Below are 14154 nucleotides of genomic sequence, written 5' to 3' on the forward strand. Positions count from 1 at the left end.
CGTCGCACACGCACCCAGCGTGTCTTCGGGCCGGGGGCCATCCATATCTTGGGCCGCGAATTGGCGGATCATCACGAAAGCGACAATCGACATGTCTGATAGCCAAAGAACCTCGACAGCCAGTTCGGACATAACGCGCCGGGAGCTCATGCAAGCGGCTGCTGTGACTGGCGGTGCTCTTTTAGGAGAACAACTCGTGTCCGGAGCTATATCGCCGGCGCTGGCACAGGCTGCCGGCGCCGCGACGGCGCCGCTCGATGTATCGCTGCGCATCAACGGGACGGAGCACCGGCTTTCGCTCGACCCGCGCACGACGCTGCTGGATGCGCTGCGCGAGCATCTGCATCTGACGGGCTCGAAGAAGGGCTGCGGCCTCGGCCAATGCGGCGCCTGCACGGTGTTGATGGATGGCATGCGCGTGAAGGCGTGCCTCTCGCTCGCGGCGCTCGCTCAGGGCCGCGAAATCAAAACCATCGAAGGATTGGCGCAGGGCGATGAGCTCCACCCGTTGCAGGCGTCCTTCATCGAGCGCGATGCCTTCCAGTGCGGCTATTGCACGTCGGGGCAGATCATGGCCGGCGTCGCCTGCATCAGCGAAGGCCATGCCGGGTCGCCGCAGGAGATCCGCGAATGGATGAGCGGCAATCTGTGCCGTTGCGGCGCCTACGACCATATCGTCGCGGCCATCCAGGACGCGGCTGCCGTGTCCAGTTCGAAGCAGGAGGGCTGAGCCATGCATCCCTTTGTGCTCGAACGTCCGCGCGACCTTTCCGCTGTCCTCGCCCTCGGCGCCCAGGCCGGCCGCAATGATGCGCCGGTCGAATACATCGCCGGCGGCACCGACATGGTGCAGCTTCTGCAGGAGAATGTCCGCCGACCGGATCGGCTTGTGAGCCTCGCGGGAGTTCTCGACGACGGCATCGAGATCGGTCCGCAAGGCCTGAGGCTTGGCGCCGCCGCCACGATGGCGGAGGTGGCCGCCCATCAAGCTGTGATCGAGCAGTTCCCTCTGATATCCCAGGCGCTGCTGAATTCGGCGAGCCCGCAGGTCCGCAACCAGGCGACCATGGGCGGCAATCTGCTTCAGCGCACACGCTGTCCCTACTTTCGCGATGTCGGCTACGAGGCATGCAACAAGCGCGTGCCTGGCTCGGGTTGCGCCGCCCTGGATGGCGAGAACCGCTGGCACGCAGTGCTCGGCACGAGCGACGACTGTATCGCCGTTCACCCGTCGGACCTCGCGGTTGCCCTGGTGGCGCTCGATGCGTCGGTCGAGCTCCGAGGAGCTGGCGGTGACCGTTCCGTGCCGCTCTCCGATCTTCATCGCCTTCCCCGCGATACGCCGCACCTCGAAACCGTCCTGGAGCCGGGCGAAGTGATCACCGCGATCACGGTTCCGGCCAATGCGGCAGGACTGCGGTCTCACTATCTCAAGGTACGCGATCGCGCCTCCTTCGAGTTCGCCGTGGTCTCGGCCGCGGTCGCAATCGAGACGGACGGCGGTCGCATCCGGCAGGCCCGCGTAGCGCTCGGCGGCGTTGGAACGAAACCCTGGCGCCTGTCGAACGTCGAGACCGCTCTCGCCGGCGCCAACTTCGAGCCAGCGGTGCTCCGCCAGGCGGCGGCGCTCGCAGCAGACGGCACACGGGGTCGCGGCCACAACGGTTTCAAGATCGAACTCATGCAGCGCGCCATCGTGCGTGCGGTCGAAATCGCGGGAGCACGCGCATGACTGCTGCCTTGATCGGAAAATCCGTCAGCCGCGTCGATGGCCGCCTGAAAGTTACCGGCGCTGCGACCTATGCCGCCGAGTTCGAGGTGCCGAACCTCGCCCATGCCGCCGTCGTCAGGAGCATTGTCGCGAACGGCCGCATTGCATCCATCGACACGGCAGAGGCCGAACGGGCGCCCGGCGTAATCGCGGTTGTGACACACCGCAGCGCGCCCCGCCTCGCCTACCAGCCGCACAAAGGCCTCCCCGACGCAGCCGTTGGCGAGCGCCTGCATGTGCTGCAGGACGACCGAGTGACTCACCAGGGCCAGCCGATCGCGCTGGTGGTCGCCGAGACGCCTGAACAGGCGGTTTACGCGGCGGAGGTCGTGCGGGTTACCTACCGCAATGAGGCGGCGGCCACCGACGTCGAAAGCGTCGATCCAGTTCTGCCTACCGGGAAACCGGCGGAATGGGAGACACGGCGAGGCGAGCCCGACAGCGCCTTCGAACAAGCGGAATTCCGGGTCGACCAGACCTATGTGATCCCGCGCGAGAACCACAATCCGATAGAGATGTTCGCCACCATTGCCTCATGGCAGGGCGGCAGCCTGACCCTGTGGGACAAGACACAGTGGGTGCACAATGTTGCCGAGGAGATCGCCGCCGTGTTCGGCATCGCTGCCGAGAACGTGCGTGTCATCTCGCCCTTCGTCGGCGGCGCGTTTGGTTCGGCGCTGCGCTGCTGGCCGCATGTCACGCTGGCGGCACTGGGCGCCCGTGTAGCCGGACGGCCAGTCAAGCTGGTGCTGTCGCGGCGCGAAATGTATTACGGCGTCGGCTACCGTCCTCACACGGTGCAGCGGGCCGCGCTTGGCGCCTCCCGTGACGGCCAGCTCCAGGCCATCCGGCACGAGGGCCACCAGGAGACCTCGACCTACGAGGAGTTCACCGAGGCGCTGCTCAGCGCGACCCGGTTCCTGCACTCCTGCCCGAACGTCCACACGCGCCATCGCATCGCGCCCATGAACGTCCACACGCCGACCTACATGCGCGCGCCCGGTGAGGCGAGCGGCATATATGCCCTCGAATCGGCCATGGACGAGTTGGCGGTCGCGCTGAGCATGGATCCCGTCGAACTGCGCCTGCGCAATGAGCCCGACAAAGACGAGTTCAAGGACCTCCCGTTCTCGAGCCGGTCGACGAGAGAGTGCTACCGGGCCGCCGCCGAGCGGTTCGGGTGGGCACAAAGGAACGCCGCGCCGCGCTCCATGCGCGACGGGCGCTCGCTGATCGGCTGGGGCATGGCGAGCGCCACCTATCCGATGAACTATGCACCGGCCTCGGCCATGGCCCGGCTCTTGCCGGACGGCACTGCCGAAGTGATGAGCGCAGCGAGCGACATGGGACCCGGCACATGGACATCGATGACGCAGGTCGCGGCGGACACGCTGGGCCTGCCGATCGAGCGGGTCAAGTTCACGCTTGGCGACACCCGCCTGCCGCGCGCGCCTATCCACGGCGGTTCCATGACCATGGCGAGCGTCGGCAGTGCGGTGCAGGCGGCTTGCCGCAAGGTGCGCGAGGACGCACTGGCACGCGCCAGCGCCAACAATATTGAAGAGGCCATGAAGCGTCTCGGCCAAGCCATCGAGGCGACGGCCGACGTCGCTCCCGGAGATGAGACGAAGCGGTTTTCCATGCACGCTTTCGGCGCCGTGTTCGTGGAGGTTGCCGTCGATCCCGATCTCGGCGAGACGCGCGTGCGGCGCATCGTCGGCGCCTATGGCGCCGGCCGCGTCGTCAACCCGAAGATCGCGCGGAGCCAGTGCATCGGCGGCATGATCGGCGGTATCGGCATGGCCCTCATGGAGCACTCGGTTGTCAACCCCCGCAACGGGCGCGTCACCAATGCCAATCTCGCCGAATACGCCGTGCCTGTGCATGCCGACGCGCCGCCGGTCATGGACGTGATCTTCGTCGACGAGCACGACCCGCACGTGAACCCGCTCGGCGTGAAAGGCCTCGGCGAGATCGCGCTGGTCGGCGTCGCGCCAGCGATCGCCAATGCCATTTTCCACGCTACCGGAAAGCGCGTCCGCGAACTGCCCATCACGCCGGACAAGCTGCTCTGACCGTCGAAAACGAAGGGCTTAAGACATGATCATCACCCGCAGAGACGTCCTTGCCGCGACAACTGCTTTCGCCGCTGTGGCTGCAGCAGGCCAGGTTGGCGCAGCCTCTGTCCAAGGAAGGAATGAGACAATGAAGATCACCCGAGTTGGATCACAGCCGTCCGGCCCCGGGCCGGCCGATTACTTTACCGGGACCGTGCGCATCGATGCGCTCTTCCAGGCGCCCGAGCCGGCGCGCGTTGGTGGCGCCAGCGTCACATTCGAGCCTGGCGCCCGCACCGCGTGGCACACGCACCCACTCGGCCAGACGCTGATCATCACGGCCGGTCTCGGCCGGGTCCAGCGCGAAGGCGCGCCAGTAGAAGAAATCCGGCCAGGTGACGTCGTCTGGATTCCGCCTGGCGTGAAGCATTGGCACGGCGCGTCTGCGACCACGGCGATGACCCATCTCGCTATCCAGGAATCGCTTGATGGCAAGCCGGTCGAATGGCTGGAGAAAGTCAGCGACGAACAATACCGCAGCTGAACGCTGGCGGCACCCGGCGTCTCGCGCGTTGCGGGGTCTCGCTGCTCCGAAATCCTATGGGGCACGCTGCCGACTCGGCACCGATCGCGGCTGCGCATGCGCTCTTCCTTCTCCCCTTGTGAGGGCTTTGCACGGGGGCCGAAGTTTGGCGCAGATGGCGCATGGGGCGTTTTTTGAAACGCAATCAGGCCACATTGGCCCGGTTGCAGGCCTCGGGGGCCCAATTGGGCCCCCCCTCGGCGGATTTTGGGCAGACTCCGCCCCCTCATGCCGGCTTCCTCACCGCGAAGAGGACGGCGGCCGCCCGTTGCAGATTGTAGCCGCAGCCGGCAAGCACGCACTGCGTCCGGTTGGTCGCCAGGTTGAAGAAGCGCAGCCGCCGCATGCCGTAGTGCTGCTTGAACACCGCAAACGGCCGCTCCACCGCCGCCCGCACCTTGGAGATCAGCCGGTTGCGCTGCTTCTGGCGCGGCGTCAGCGGATGGTGCTTGTTGGGCCGATGCATCAGCCGGTCCTTGATGCCGGCCTGCTTAAGCCGGGCGTGCCGGGCATGGGTGTAATAGGCCTGGTCGCCATAGGCCGCCTCCTCGTCGCCGCAGATCAGCATGTCGGCCGGCTCGGTGTCGGTGATCGAAGCATCGGTGAAGTGCATCCGCCGGATCAGCGTGTGAGCATCGTCGACGCCGTTGTGCACCTTATAGCCGAACACCGTCTTTTTGCCCTTGCGTCCCCAACGCGCATCGGGGTCGGCCGATGGCCGCGCCGACGTCTCCTCACCCTTCTTCGGCTTCGCCGGCGGGCGGGCGGCGGCCTGCATGAACGATGCATCAATCAGCGTGCCCTGCTTGAGGATCAGGCCCTTCTGCTCAAACTGCCGGGTGATCTCATCGAACACCCGATCAATCAGCCCGTCGCGCTTCAGCTCTTCGCGGAAGCGCCACAGCGTCGAATGGTCCGGCGTGCGGTCCGACAGGCTGAAGCCGGCAAAGCGGCGGAACGACAGCCGGTCGCGCAGTTGCATCTCAAGGGCGGGGTCGCTGAGATTGTTCCACACGCCCAAAAACAGACAGCGCAGCAATGTCTCGGCTGGATAGCTGGTGTTGCCCTTGCCCGGCCCGCTGCGCTGACCAAGAAGTGCCCGGATCGGCATCCAGTCGATGACCGTCGCGATCTGGTCGAGCTGCGTCGTATCCGACAGCGCCAGCGCATCCGCCAGGCTCAGTTGACCAACAACACGATCGACCATCCGAATCATCTCCCTCTCTTCCTTACCCCCGGAATCATCAATCCGATTCTGTGCAAAGGCCTCCTTGTGGGAGAAGGTGGCCTCGCGAAGCGAGGTCGGATGAGGGGTGTTCCAGCTTGGCACCGACGCACTCCGTCCAGCACCCCTCTTCCGTCTCGGCGCTACGCGCCGATCCACCTTCTCCCACAAGGGGAGAAGGAAAGATCACGCATCGATCCACGCAATGAGTGCTTGACCTCAAGTTAACTTGAGCTTGTAGCATTGGCCTGCACGGATCGAAGGAGCATCGGCAATGCTGACGAATATGGATTTCCACGGCCTTCGCGTAGCGGTCACGGGTGGCACGTCCGGTCTCGGGCTGGCGCTTGTGCGGCAGCTCGCCGCGCAGGGTGCGAGCGTCGCCTTCGTCGCACGCACTGCCGCGGACGTCGAGCGCATCGCTGACGAGACGGGCGCACACGGCATTGTCGGCGACCTCGGCAAGAAGCACGACATCTACCCGATCGCGTTGCAGGTCACCGCCAGCCTCGGCGGGCTCGATGTCCTGATCAACAATGCATCGAGCCTCGGGCCGGTGCCTCTTGTGCTGCTTGCCGACACCGAGTGCGAGGATCTGGAAAAGGCGCTTGCGGTCAATCTCGTCGGCGCGTTTCGGCTGACCAGAGCGCTGTTCGGTGCGCTTGCCACGTCGGCGCGCGAGAGCCGTGGCGCGCTGGTGATCAACATCTCCAGCGACGCGGCGGTGAACGCCTATCCTGGCTGGGGCGCGTATGGTGCGAGCAAGGCCGCTCTTGCCCATCTGATGGCGATCTGGGACGAGGAGGCGAAAGACGATGGCATAAGGTTCCTCGCGCTCGACCCTGGCGATATGGACACCCCGCTGCACGCGCTGGCGCTTCCTGACGCCGATCCGGCCACCTTGAAGCACCCCGATCTGGCGGCTGCCGAGATCATCGATAAGCTGCTTGACGCGTTGCCGGCTGGCGCAGCACCCCGCGCCGTGGCACGTGGATGATTGCCGCCGACCATCCGGATCGGCGCTCCGCCAGGCTGTTGGTCGTCATGGCGGACGGCGCGATGACCGACCTGCCGCGCGCTGACCTCGCGAAGCTGTTCGAGCCCGACGACCTGGTCGTCGCCAATGACGCCGCGACCTTGCCTGCCAGCCTGCGCGGCACGCATGTCCCCAGCAGTGAAGCGATCGAGATCCGCCTGGCGGGCTGGCTGTCACTTGCCGATCCAACGCGTTTCGTGGCGATTGCCTTCGGCGCGGGCGATCACCGCACGCGCACCGAAGATCGGCTGCCTCCGCGTCCGCTGTCACCGGGCAATCGCCTCCGGCTCGGCCCGCTTGAAGCCGTTGTGGAGCGCCTTCTCGACCATCCTCGCCTTCTCGAGCTGCGCTTCTTAGGCAACCGCGCAGCTGTGCTTGCAGGACTGGCGCAGCACGGCCGGCCAATCCAATACGCGCATGTTCCCGAGCCGTTGGCACTTTGGGATGTTTGGACGAAGATTGCCGCCCGGCCGGTCGCGTTCGAGGCGCCATCGGCAGGCTTTGCGCTCGACTGGCGCACGCTTCAAAGCTGGCGGCGGCACGACGTCGGCTTCGCCACACTCACGCATGCCACGGGCGTTTCCTCCACCGGGGATCGCGCGCTCGACTCGCGCCTTCCCTTCGATGAGCCATACCGCATCCCCGAGCACACCGCGGTAAAAGTCGCGCGGGCGAAGCTGCGCGGCAGCCGCATCATCGCGGTCGGCACGAGCGTCGTGCGCGCGCTTGAGGCGGCCGCTAATCCCGATGGCAGCGTGCGTGCAAAAAATGGCATTGCGACGGGCCGCGTCGCGCGGGAGACGCCGCTTCGCGTCGTCGATGCGATTCTGACCGGCGTCCACCAGCCGGGCGAAAGCCATTTCGAGCTCCTGCGCGCCTTTGCCGACGATGCCCTGCTCGCCAAGGCCTCCGCAGCCTTCGCCGCGCACCGATACCGGACGCATGAATTCGGCGATTCCATGCTGCTCAATCGGCAACTGCTGGATCGATCGCACGAACCGAACCGTGCGCGAGACGCAGCCTCTACTCTATAGACTCTATAGGCGTTCCGAGATCTTGGTTTCCCAGGGCTTCCGGAAACAATTTTTGACAGGTAATTGATTTAAAATAACTATTTTGACCTTAGTAGCTACGAATCGGGGTCAGGAGTTCGAATCTCTTCGGGCGCGCCAATCGGCAGTACATTCCAAAATCGTGTCGCGACGTCCAGTTCTGACCCAACCTCGACTTTTGTCTGGACCGTCGGTAGGTCTCGTCAGGGTGGAAACCGGAGTACGGCCAGAGAACTGTCCTTCCAGAAGCGACGCGGGATCAAGGGACGTCGCCTGGCCGGACGTGACGCGCAGGAGAGGGCATCTTTGCAACCGCGACGATCACTCCGGCACGCCGGAGACGCCCAGCGCCTCGACGTAACTCTCGGCGAACACCTTGTCCCTCCACGGGTTGATCTGCCTCTGCAGGGTGAGCGTGTAGGTCGGGAACGCCTCCATCAGCCGCCGCGCCGCCTCCTGCGCCTCGTCCAGCCGGTTGAGTTTGACCAGCGCCATGATCACCACCCGGTGCGAGGAGCCGTAGTTCGGCATCTCGTGCAGCGCGCGTTCTCCCCATGCCAGCGCTTCTTCGTAGCGCTCGAGCATCAGGTAGCTCATCCCGATGCCGGAGAGCGCGATGCCCTTCTCGGGGTCGACCGGGCTCAGCCGCATTGCCCTGTGAAAGTGCTCGATCGCGACGAGCGGGCGGCTGGAATGTGTGTTCACCCAGCCGCTGCCCGTATGGCCTTGCGCCGAATTGGGGTTGAGTAGCAGGGATCGTTCGATCGTGCCCAGCGCCATCTCGTAGTCCTTCGCGCTGTAGGCGATAACCTGCGCGGCGAAGCGTAGGCTCGTGGGGTCGTCGCGCGCTTCAGCCAATACCTCGCGCGCCATGCGCGCGGCGACTCGGATATCGTCGGGCTCGTGCCAGCACTGGCTCACGGATAGGCTGCGGATATAGGCGCCGAGTGCCTTCGCCAAGTTGAAGCTGGGGTCGATGCTGAGCGCCTCGTTGGTGAGCCGGCGCACGTCGGCAAAGCCTTCGCGCGTCATGCTGTAGAAGCGCGGCAGCGCGCGAAGGTAGAGGTCGTAGGCGCTGATGTAGTCGGTCGGCTTCATGCGCGCCTGCTTGATCTCCTGCAGCCGGATGCTCGGCTCGACGGCGCCGACGACGCTCTCGGTCACCTTGTCCTGCAGGTCGAAGATGTCGCTCACGTCGCCCTCGAAGCGGTCGGCCCAGACATGGTGTCCGCTGATCGCGTCCACCAACTGCCCACTGATGCGCACCCGCGATCCTGCTCTGCGGATGCTGCCTTCGAGCACGTAGCGGACGCCCAGCTCGCGTCCGACCTGGCGCAGGTCCACCGCCCGGCCCTTGTAGGTGAAGGACGAATTGCGGGCGATCACGAAGAAGGAGTTCACCCGGCTCAATCCCGTGATGATGTCCTCCACCAGCCCGTCGGCGAAGTATTCCTGGTCGGGGTCGCCGCTCATGTTGGTGAAAGGCAGAACCGCGATCGAGGGTTTCTCGGGCAGGGGAGGCAGTGCAGCCACCGAGGCGCTGGCGTCGGTCTCGACGCGGTAGGCGCGCACAGGCCGCTCGATGTTCTTGAGGCGCAGGTCGCCGAGCGGCGTGAAGCCGCAGTCGAGCTTGCCCTGAAGGTGGTCGTAGGCGGTGCCCGAGACGACCACGGTGCCGGGATCGGCGATGCTTTCGAGGCGGGCGGCGATGTTGACCCCGTCGCCGTAGAGGTCGCCGTCCTCCTCGCAGACCACGTCGCCGAGATTGACGCCGATGCGGAAGCGAATCCGCTCTTCCTCGGGCATCTCCGCCTCGTGTTCTGCCAGGGCCTGCTGGATCGCCATCGCCGAGGTCACCGCGTAAACGACGCTCGCGAACTCGCACAGCATGCCGTCGCCGGTGAGCTTGACGATCCGACCCTGGTGCTCGGAGACCAGCGGTTCGAGGAGGTCCTTGCGGTAGATCTTCAGCCGCTCGAGCGTGCCGCGCTCGTCGCGCTCCGTCAGGCGCGAATAGCCGACCACGTCGCAAGCCAGGATCGCTGCGAGGCGGCGCTGCGTGGTTATTGCACCGCTCAGCCAAGCGCCTGCACGCGGGCCGCCCCGCGTCCATGTCCTGCTAACTTCCGGACGCCCTATATGCATGGTGCCCATCTCTCCCAGTCGTCGCCGATACAGAACGGAGAACGCAGCTGACCTTGCCTTCACGAGACTTCGCTATCCCGCTTGCGAGACGTGGAGCGTTCCAGTCGCCGCGCTAACAGCCAACCGACGACACGCCCACGCAGCCTCTGGGACGCTGACCAACTCTCCCAGAAGGCCGGAAATATTTCCTGCTCTGTGTAACCGGTTGACGCCACCGTGGCGGGTGCTTTGTCACCGCGATGTAACAGCGAGATGCCCTACGAACGCCCGCATCACACGAGACGTTCGCGCTTAGAGGTGCTGAGGTCGGCAAGTGGCGCAAAGCCGATCCTCCGCTCCGAGAAGTGATCTTAGAAATCAATGGGCGCAGCAATGACATAGCGGTGCCCAGTTTCATCCTCTCCGACGCGCCATTTGCAGCCGATAGTCGGGGACCGCAAACGGCAGCACATTTTTTTGTTTCTGGCAGATCAGCGGCGATCGGCGGATGGGAAAGCGCCAGCACATTTCCATGGCTGTCATAATCCTGTTCCGCCGTCGCAACGCCTGGTGATGTCTGATGGATCCACCCTTTGCTCAACTCACCCGCAAAGCGAGCTTGCCGACGTAGTGGGTGGCAAGCGCTCGGTGCGCATCGACAACCCTGTCGAACGGGAATGTACGGGCGACATGGACGTCGAACGGGCCAGAGTCGATCAGGCGGTTAAGCTTGTCGGTCGCGGCCTGGCTTCGGGCGCCGTTGTAGCGAATGAGCTCCACGCCGGGCCGGACATTTGGATCGGGCATCGCGCCGTGCGGGCAGGCGACCCGACCGCCGTCGCGCACTGACGTCAGCGCGCGGTTGGCCGCCTCACCGCTTACTGTGACAAGGGCAGCGCCGAGGCCGCCGGCGGCGAATTCACGAGCGGCCGCGACCACGTCGTCCTTGCGCCCGTTGACGATGGCGTCGGCGCCCAGCCGCTGCGATAGCGCCACGCCGTCATCGCCCGAAGCCACCGCCAATACGCGGGCGCCCAATCGTTTTGGATGGCCATGTGCCCGATACCGCCGCTGGCGCCGAAGATCATCATTGTATCGCCCTGCTTTAGGCCGATCTCTTCCAGGCCGCTGAGCGCGGTCAACGCATCCCAGCCCATGACGCCGGCTTGCTCGATCGTGAGCTTGGCGGGGATGAGCGACACGTTGTCCGCATCCGTCACTGCGTAGGTGGCATAGGTTCCACCCTTGGGAAGCGGCATGGATGCAGCGTACACCCGGTCGCCTTCCTTGAAGCGGCTAACCTGGCTGCCAACGGCGACGACTGCGCCCGCGCAGTCCCAGCCGAGCACATAGGGGAATGTCGACGGCATTCCGAAAGCCCCGTCGTAGAGACCCTCACGCTCGAGCGCGTCCCACGAGGCCACGCCCGCCACTTCGACGCGGATTAGGACATCGCTCGGCCCGACCTCGGGCACTGGCACGGCTCGCACAGTAACCAACTCGGCTCCACCGAACCGGTCGATGGCGGCGGCCTGCATTGTATCCGGTTTTGCATTCCTCATGCTTTTTCTCCTAAAAATACTGTTGGTCATGAAACGGCCACCGCTTCCAGCGGTCGTCAATCGAGCCTCGCCGACGTGATTTGTTGTTTCGCGCCGGCGAAGCAGGAGTTCGCTTTTCGGAGGCGTCCCATGATTGGTTGATGATGAAGGCTTGGATCGCCTTCCTGTCCCTTTTGCTGTCCTGTCCCGGACGGTCGTGCGATATTCCGCTACAAGCAGCGCGCGGGCGAGCGCCTATCCCATACGTCCAGTGTCCAGGCACCGATTGCAGGCATCATTCCGACATCCCATATTTTGATTGGCGCAACGCTCGGCTCGCTTGTCGTTCCGAGGAAGAGCTATGATTTGGGAAGCGCGGCACCAATACGCACGCAGGCGTAAGTGGTTACCTGCCGGTAAGGAGGGCAAGGTGAACAAACCCACCGAGAATGGTTTTGCAACCGCGATAAAGATGGTCTCCGGCAAGTGGAAGCTGGACATCATCTGCGAACTCGGCGCGACATCACGCAGGTTCGGCCGGCTGCGGCAGTCAATTCCGGCGATCAGCGAAAAGATGCTGACGCAGCAGCTGCGAGAACTCGAGGCAGACGGGCTTGTGAACCGAAAAGTCCATCCCGGTTCTCCGGCGAAAGTCGTCTATTCGTTGACGGAAAACGGATCGACGCTCTGTGCTGGGGCAGAGGGCTTATGCCGCTGGGGTGAACAGTTCCATTGCTCGGGTCAGCCGGAATGATCGCCGCGATGAAGCGACTGCGGTTCGCACTTTCACGTCGCTGACGATATACCCGACGAGACTTTCCAACGGTCGATGACGAGGATATCGTCGACGAACTGTCGAACCAGCGCCTTGTTGGCCGTCCTCCAGTTTGACAGTGGGGTGCCGGATGCGCGGGGTTTTGCTGTTCATTCTGTTGGTGCTTGCACCGATTGCATCGCATGCCGCCGCCATCCACGACGCCGCGAAAACGGGCGATGTCGCGGCGATTGCGGCAGCGCTCGACGCAGGCGCCGATGTCGATGAGAGTGATGGGCAAGCCACACCACTCTATCTTGCCGTCAGGGGCGGGCATTTTGCGGCGGCAAAACTGCTCATCGAACGCGGTGCCGACGTCAACGCCGCCCCGACGCCGGGTTTGGGTCCTGCCCTCATGCCGGCTCTGGCAAAACGCCGGATCGATTTGATCAATCTGTTGCTGGAGAGGGGCGCAAATCCAAATTCGCAGCGCAACCGCGAAAACGCCCTTCACATCGCCGCCAGATCCGGTTGCCTCGATTGCGTGAAGGCACTGGTCGAGGCCGGCGCGGATGTGAATGCGAAGACAAAGGACGGCAAGACACCGCTCCATCTGGCGAAATTCAAGGGGCAACGCGAAGTGGCTGATTATCTCATCGCGCACGGCGTCATCTTGCCAACGCCAGCCCCGATCGCGAAGAAGTTGGTTGCCGCCGACGTGGAGAAAGGCCGAGCCTCCTTCTCCCGCCTCTGTGCCTACTGCCATAATGCCGTGCCGGACGAAGGGGCCAATCAGGGACCGACTTTGTGGAACGTCGTCGGTCGCGACAAAGCATCTGTGGCCAAGAGGCGTTACTCCGACGCCTTGCTGGCATGGCAGGGTGTCTGGACATACGAGGACCTGAACAAATTTCTGCTTGAGCCCATGCTCACGACGCCGGGCGTTTACATGGAAGTGCCGGGTGCTCCGGACGAGACTGAAAGAACAAACATAATTGCCTACTTGCGCACACTCAGTGACAAACCAATCCCGCTACCCTGAGCCCTCGCGCCCAGGAGTGGCACGGCCGGGTTGTGCCGAAGCCGATGAGCGCTCGAATTCTGCATGGAGGTCACTTCGCTTCCCCTTGACCAACGACCGGTTGGTCCGATCTTGGCGGGGCGGCGAGGGCAGTTTATGGGGCGCAAGTCGGACCGCTCCGAGCGGTGATCTCGGAAAGGCGCAGCAACAATGTACGAGACCCCAGTTTCATCCTGTCCGGCGCGCCAAGCCACACTTTGGGCTAGACTGCAGTGCACGCTCCGCATGCCCAGCCGTTGAGTTCACCTCGACTTGGCTTTGCGTTGCGCTATCTAGCCAAAAATGGAGGCCGCCATGCGTATGAAGTTCCTACTGATGACATCAGCGACGATGATGGCGACAGTCGTTGCCCACGCGGGCAGCCAGTCCTCGAACACCAGCTCGAATAGCTCGTCGAACAACGGCGTTGTGCGTGAGCGGATTGTCGAGACCTATTGTGAAGACGACTATTGCGAGACCTACGTCAAGCGCAGGGTTTACCAGGAGGACCGATCCTCCCGTCGTTACCAGGACTATGATCGTCGCCGCTATCGCGACCGCTACACGGATGATGACGACGAGGACTAAGGAAGAAGCCGGGCCGCTGACGCATGCCAAGGCCCGATCTTGGCATCGGATCGGCGGCCCAGCTTCTCCCACCGTTCCGAGATGCTTTTGGCGCACCAGGGGCGAGGATGACGGTTATCGGCATCGCGACCTTGCGGCGACGAGGATCATCGTCGCCAGAAGGGCTTGGCGATCTCTGCCTCGACCTGCCGTCTCGTCAGACCGATGTCGTCGATCAAATGGGGATTGTCCTTCGCCATTTGCTCAAGTTCCCAGCGAAAGCGTTTCCGCTCGTCCCACGCCGCGATAATGCTTCTCAGGGTCGCCAGGCTGTGTTGCCGACGCAACATTCCCGCCGGCTCCACCGGCGTTCCCCCTGCCTGA

14 protein-coding genes are annotated in these 14154 nt (G+C 64.2%); 9 read left to right on the forward strand and 5 right to left on the reverse strand.

Features of this window, described 5'->3' with window-relative positions:
* The first annotated feature begins 91 nt into the window (after positions 1–91).
* The 4 genes from BLT09_RS21710 (at position 92) to BLT09_RS21725 (ending at position 4372) form a co-directional block, all read left to right on the forward strand.
* Complete coding sequence (locus BLT09_RS21710; RefSeq protein WP_208602522.1) at positions 92–730, forward strand: (2Fe-2S)-binding protein; 639 nt, start codon at positions 92–94, stop codon at positions 728–730.
* 3 nt (positions 731–733) lie between these two features.
* Positions 734–1732 carry an FAD binding domain-containing protein gene (locus BLT09_RS21715; protein WP_091596463.1) on the forward strand — a complete coding sequence of 333 codons (999 nt, stop codon included), beginning with the start codon at positions 734–736 and terminating at the stop codon, positions 1730–1732.
* The gene (locus BLT09_RS21720; RefSeq protein ID WP_091596466.1) at positions 1729–3846 is read left to right on the forward strand and encodes a xanthine dehydrogenase family protein molybdopterin-binding subunit; all 2118 of its coding nucleotides are present in this window, start codon (positions 1729–1731) and stop codon (positions 3844–3846) included. The genes BLT09_RS21715 and BLT09_RS21720 overlap by 4 nt, the downstream gene beginning before the upstream one ends.
* Before the next feature lie 130 nt (positions 3847–3976).
* The gene (locus tag BLT09_RS21725; RefSeq protein WP_091596545.1) at positions 3977–4372 is read left to right on the forward strand and encodes a (R)-mandelonitrile lyase; all 396 of its coding nucleotides are present in this window, start codon (positions 3977–3979) and stop codon (positions 4370–4372) included.
* A 265-nt stretch (positions 4373–4637) separates the two neighbouring features.
* Here the strand turns inward: BLT09_RS21725 and BLT09_RS21730 are convergent, their stop codons facing one another.
* The gene (locus BLT09_RS21730) at positions 4638–5618 is read right to left on the reverse strand and encodes an IS5 family transposase (protein WP_167366490.1); all 981 of its coding nucleotides are present in this window, start codon (positions 5616–5618) and stop codon (positions 4638–4640) included.
* Between the two features lie 292 nt (positions 5619–5910).
* On the opposite strand from BLT09_RS21730, the gene BLT09_RS21735 reads away from it, so the two are divergent.
* Both BLT09_RS21735 and BLT09_RS21740 read left to right on the forward strand, forming a co-directional pair.
* Complete coding sequence (locus BLT09_RS21735; protein WP_091596469.1) at positions 5911–6633, forward strand: SDR family NAD(P)-dependent oxidoreductase; 723 nt, start codon at positions 5911–5913, stop codon at positions 6631–6633.
* Positions 6630–7706 carry an S-adenosylmethionine:tRNA ribosyltransferase-isomerase gene (locus BLT09_RS21740; RefSeq protein WP_091596472.1) on the forward strand — a complete coding sequence of 359 codons (1077 nt, stop codon included), beginning with the start codon at positions 6630–6632 and terminating at the stop codon, positions 7704–7706. The genes BLT09_RS21735 and BLT09_RS21740 overlap by 4 nt, the downstream gene beginning before the upstream one ends.
* A gap of 339 nt (positions 7707–8045) precedes the next feature.
* Here BLT09_RS21740 and BLT09_RS21745 read toward each other — a convergent pair whose 3' ends face one another.
* The 3 genes from BLT09_RS21745 to BLT09_RS34635 form a co-directional block, all read right to left on the reverse strand.
* On the reverse strand, positions 8046–9878 hold the full coding sequence (locus BLT09_RS21745) for an adenylate/guanylate cyclase domain-containing protein (protein ID WP_342028465.1): 1833 nt from the start codon (positions 9876–9878) through the stop codon (positions 8046–8048).
* A 567-nt stretch (positions 9879–10445) separates the two neighbouring features.
* A complete protein-coding gene (locus BLT09_RS34630) occupies positions 10446–10844 on the reverse strand; it encodes a zinc-binding dehydrogenase (protein ID WP_236473619.1) in 399 nt (132 codons plus the stop codon).
* Entirely contained in the window at positions 10727–11440 is a 714-nt protein-coding gene (locus BLT09_RS34635) for an alcohol dehydrogenase catalytic domain-containing protein (protein ID WP_208602524.1), read from the reverse strand. Before BLT09_RS34635 ends, BLT09_RS34630 begins: the two co-directional genes overlap by 118 nt.
* 310 nt (positions 11441–11750) lie before the next feature.
* Here BLT09_RS34635 and BLT09_RS21755 point away from each other — a divergent pair, with 310 nt between their 5' ends.
* From BLT09_RS21755 to BLT09_RS21765, 3 genes are all read left to right on the forward strand, one after another.
* Entirely contained in the window at positions 11751–12143 is a 393-nt protein-coding gene (locus BLT09_RS21755; RefSeq protein ID WP_167366492.1) for a winged helix-turn-helix transcriptional regulator, read from the forward strand.
* Between the two features lie 151 nt (positions 12144–12294).
* Positions 12295–13185: an ankyrin repeat domain-containing protein gene (locus BLT09_RS21760; protein ID WP_091596475.1), complete on the forward strand. Its 891-nt coding sequence runs from the start codon at positions 12295–12297 to the stop codon at positions 13183–13185.
* A gap of 333 nt (positions 13186–13518) precedes the next feature.
* Positions 13519–13791 (forward strand): hypothetical protein, encoded by a 273-nt coding sequence (locus BLT09_RS21765; protein ID WP_236473618.1) that lies wholly within the window; start codon positions 13519–13521, stop codon positions 13789–13791.
* A 146-nt stretch (positions 13792–13937) separates the two neighbouring features.
* Here BLT09_RS21765 and BLT09_RS21770 read toward each other — a convergent pair whose 3' ends face one another.
* A complete protein-coding gene (locus BLT09_RS21770) occupies positions 13938–14120 on the reverse strand; it encodes a DUF1127 domain-containing protein (RefSeq protein ID WP_027152081.1) in 183 nt (60 codons plus the stop codon).
* Positions 14121–14154 lie beyond the last annotated feature (34 nt).

Origin of the sequence: Mesorhizobium muleiense (assembly GCF_900099905.1) — a bacterium.
Lineage (GTDB): Bacteria > Pseudomonadota > Alphaproteobacteria > Rhizobiales > Rhizobiaceae > Mesorhizobium > Mesorhizobium muleiense.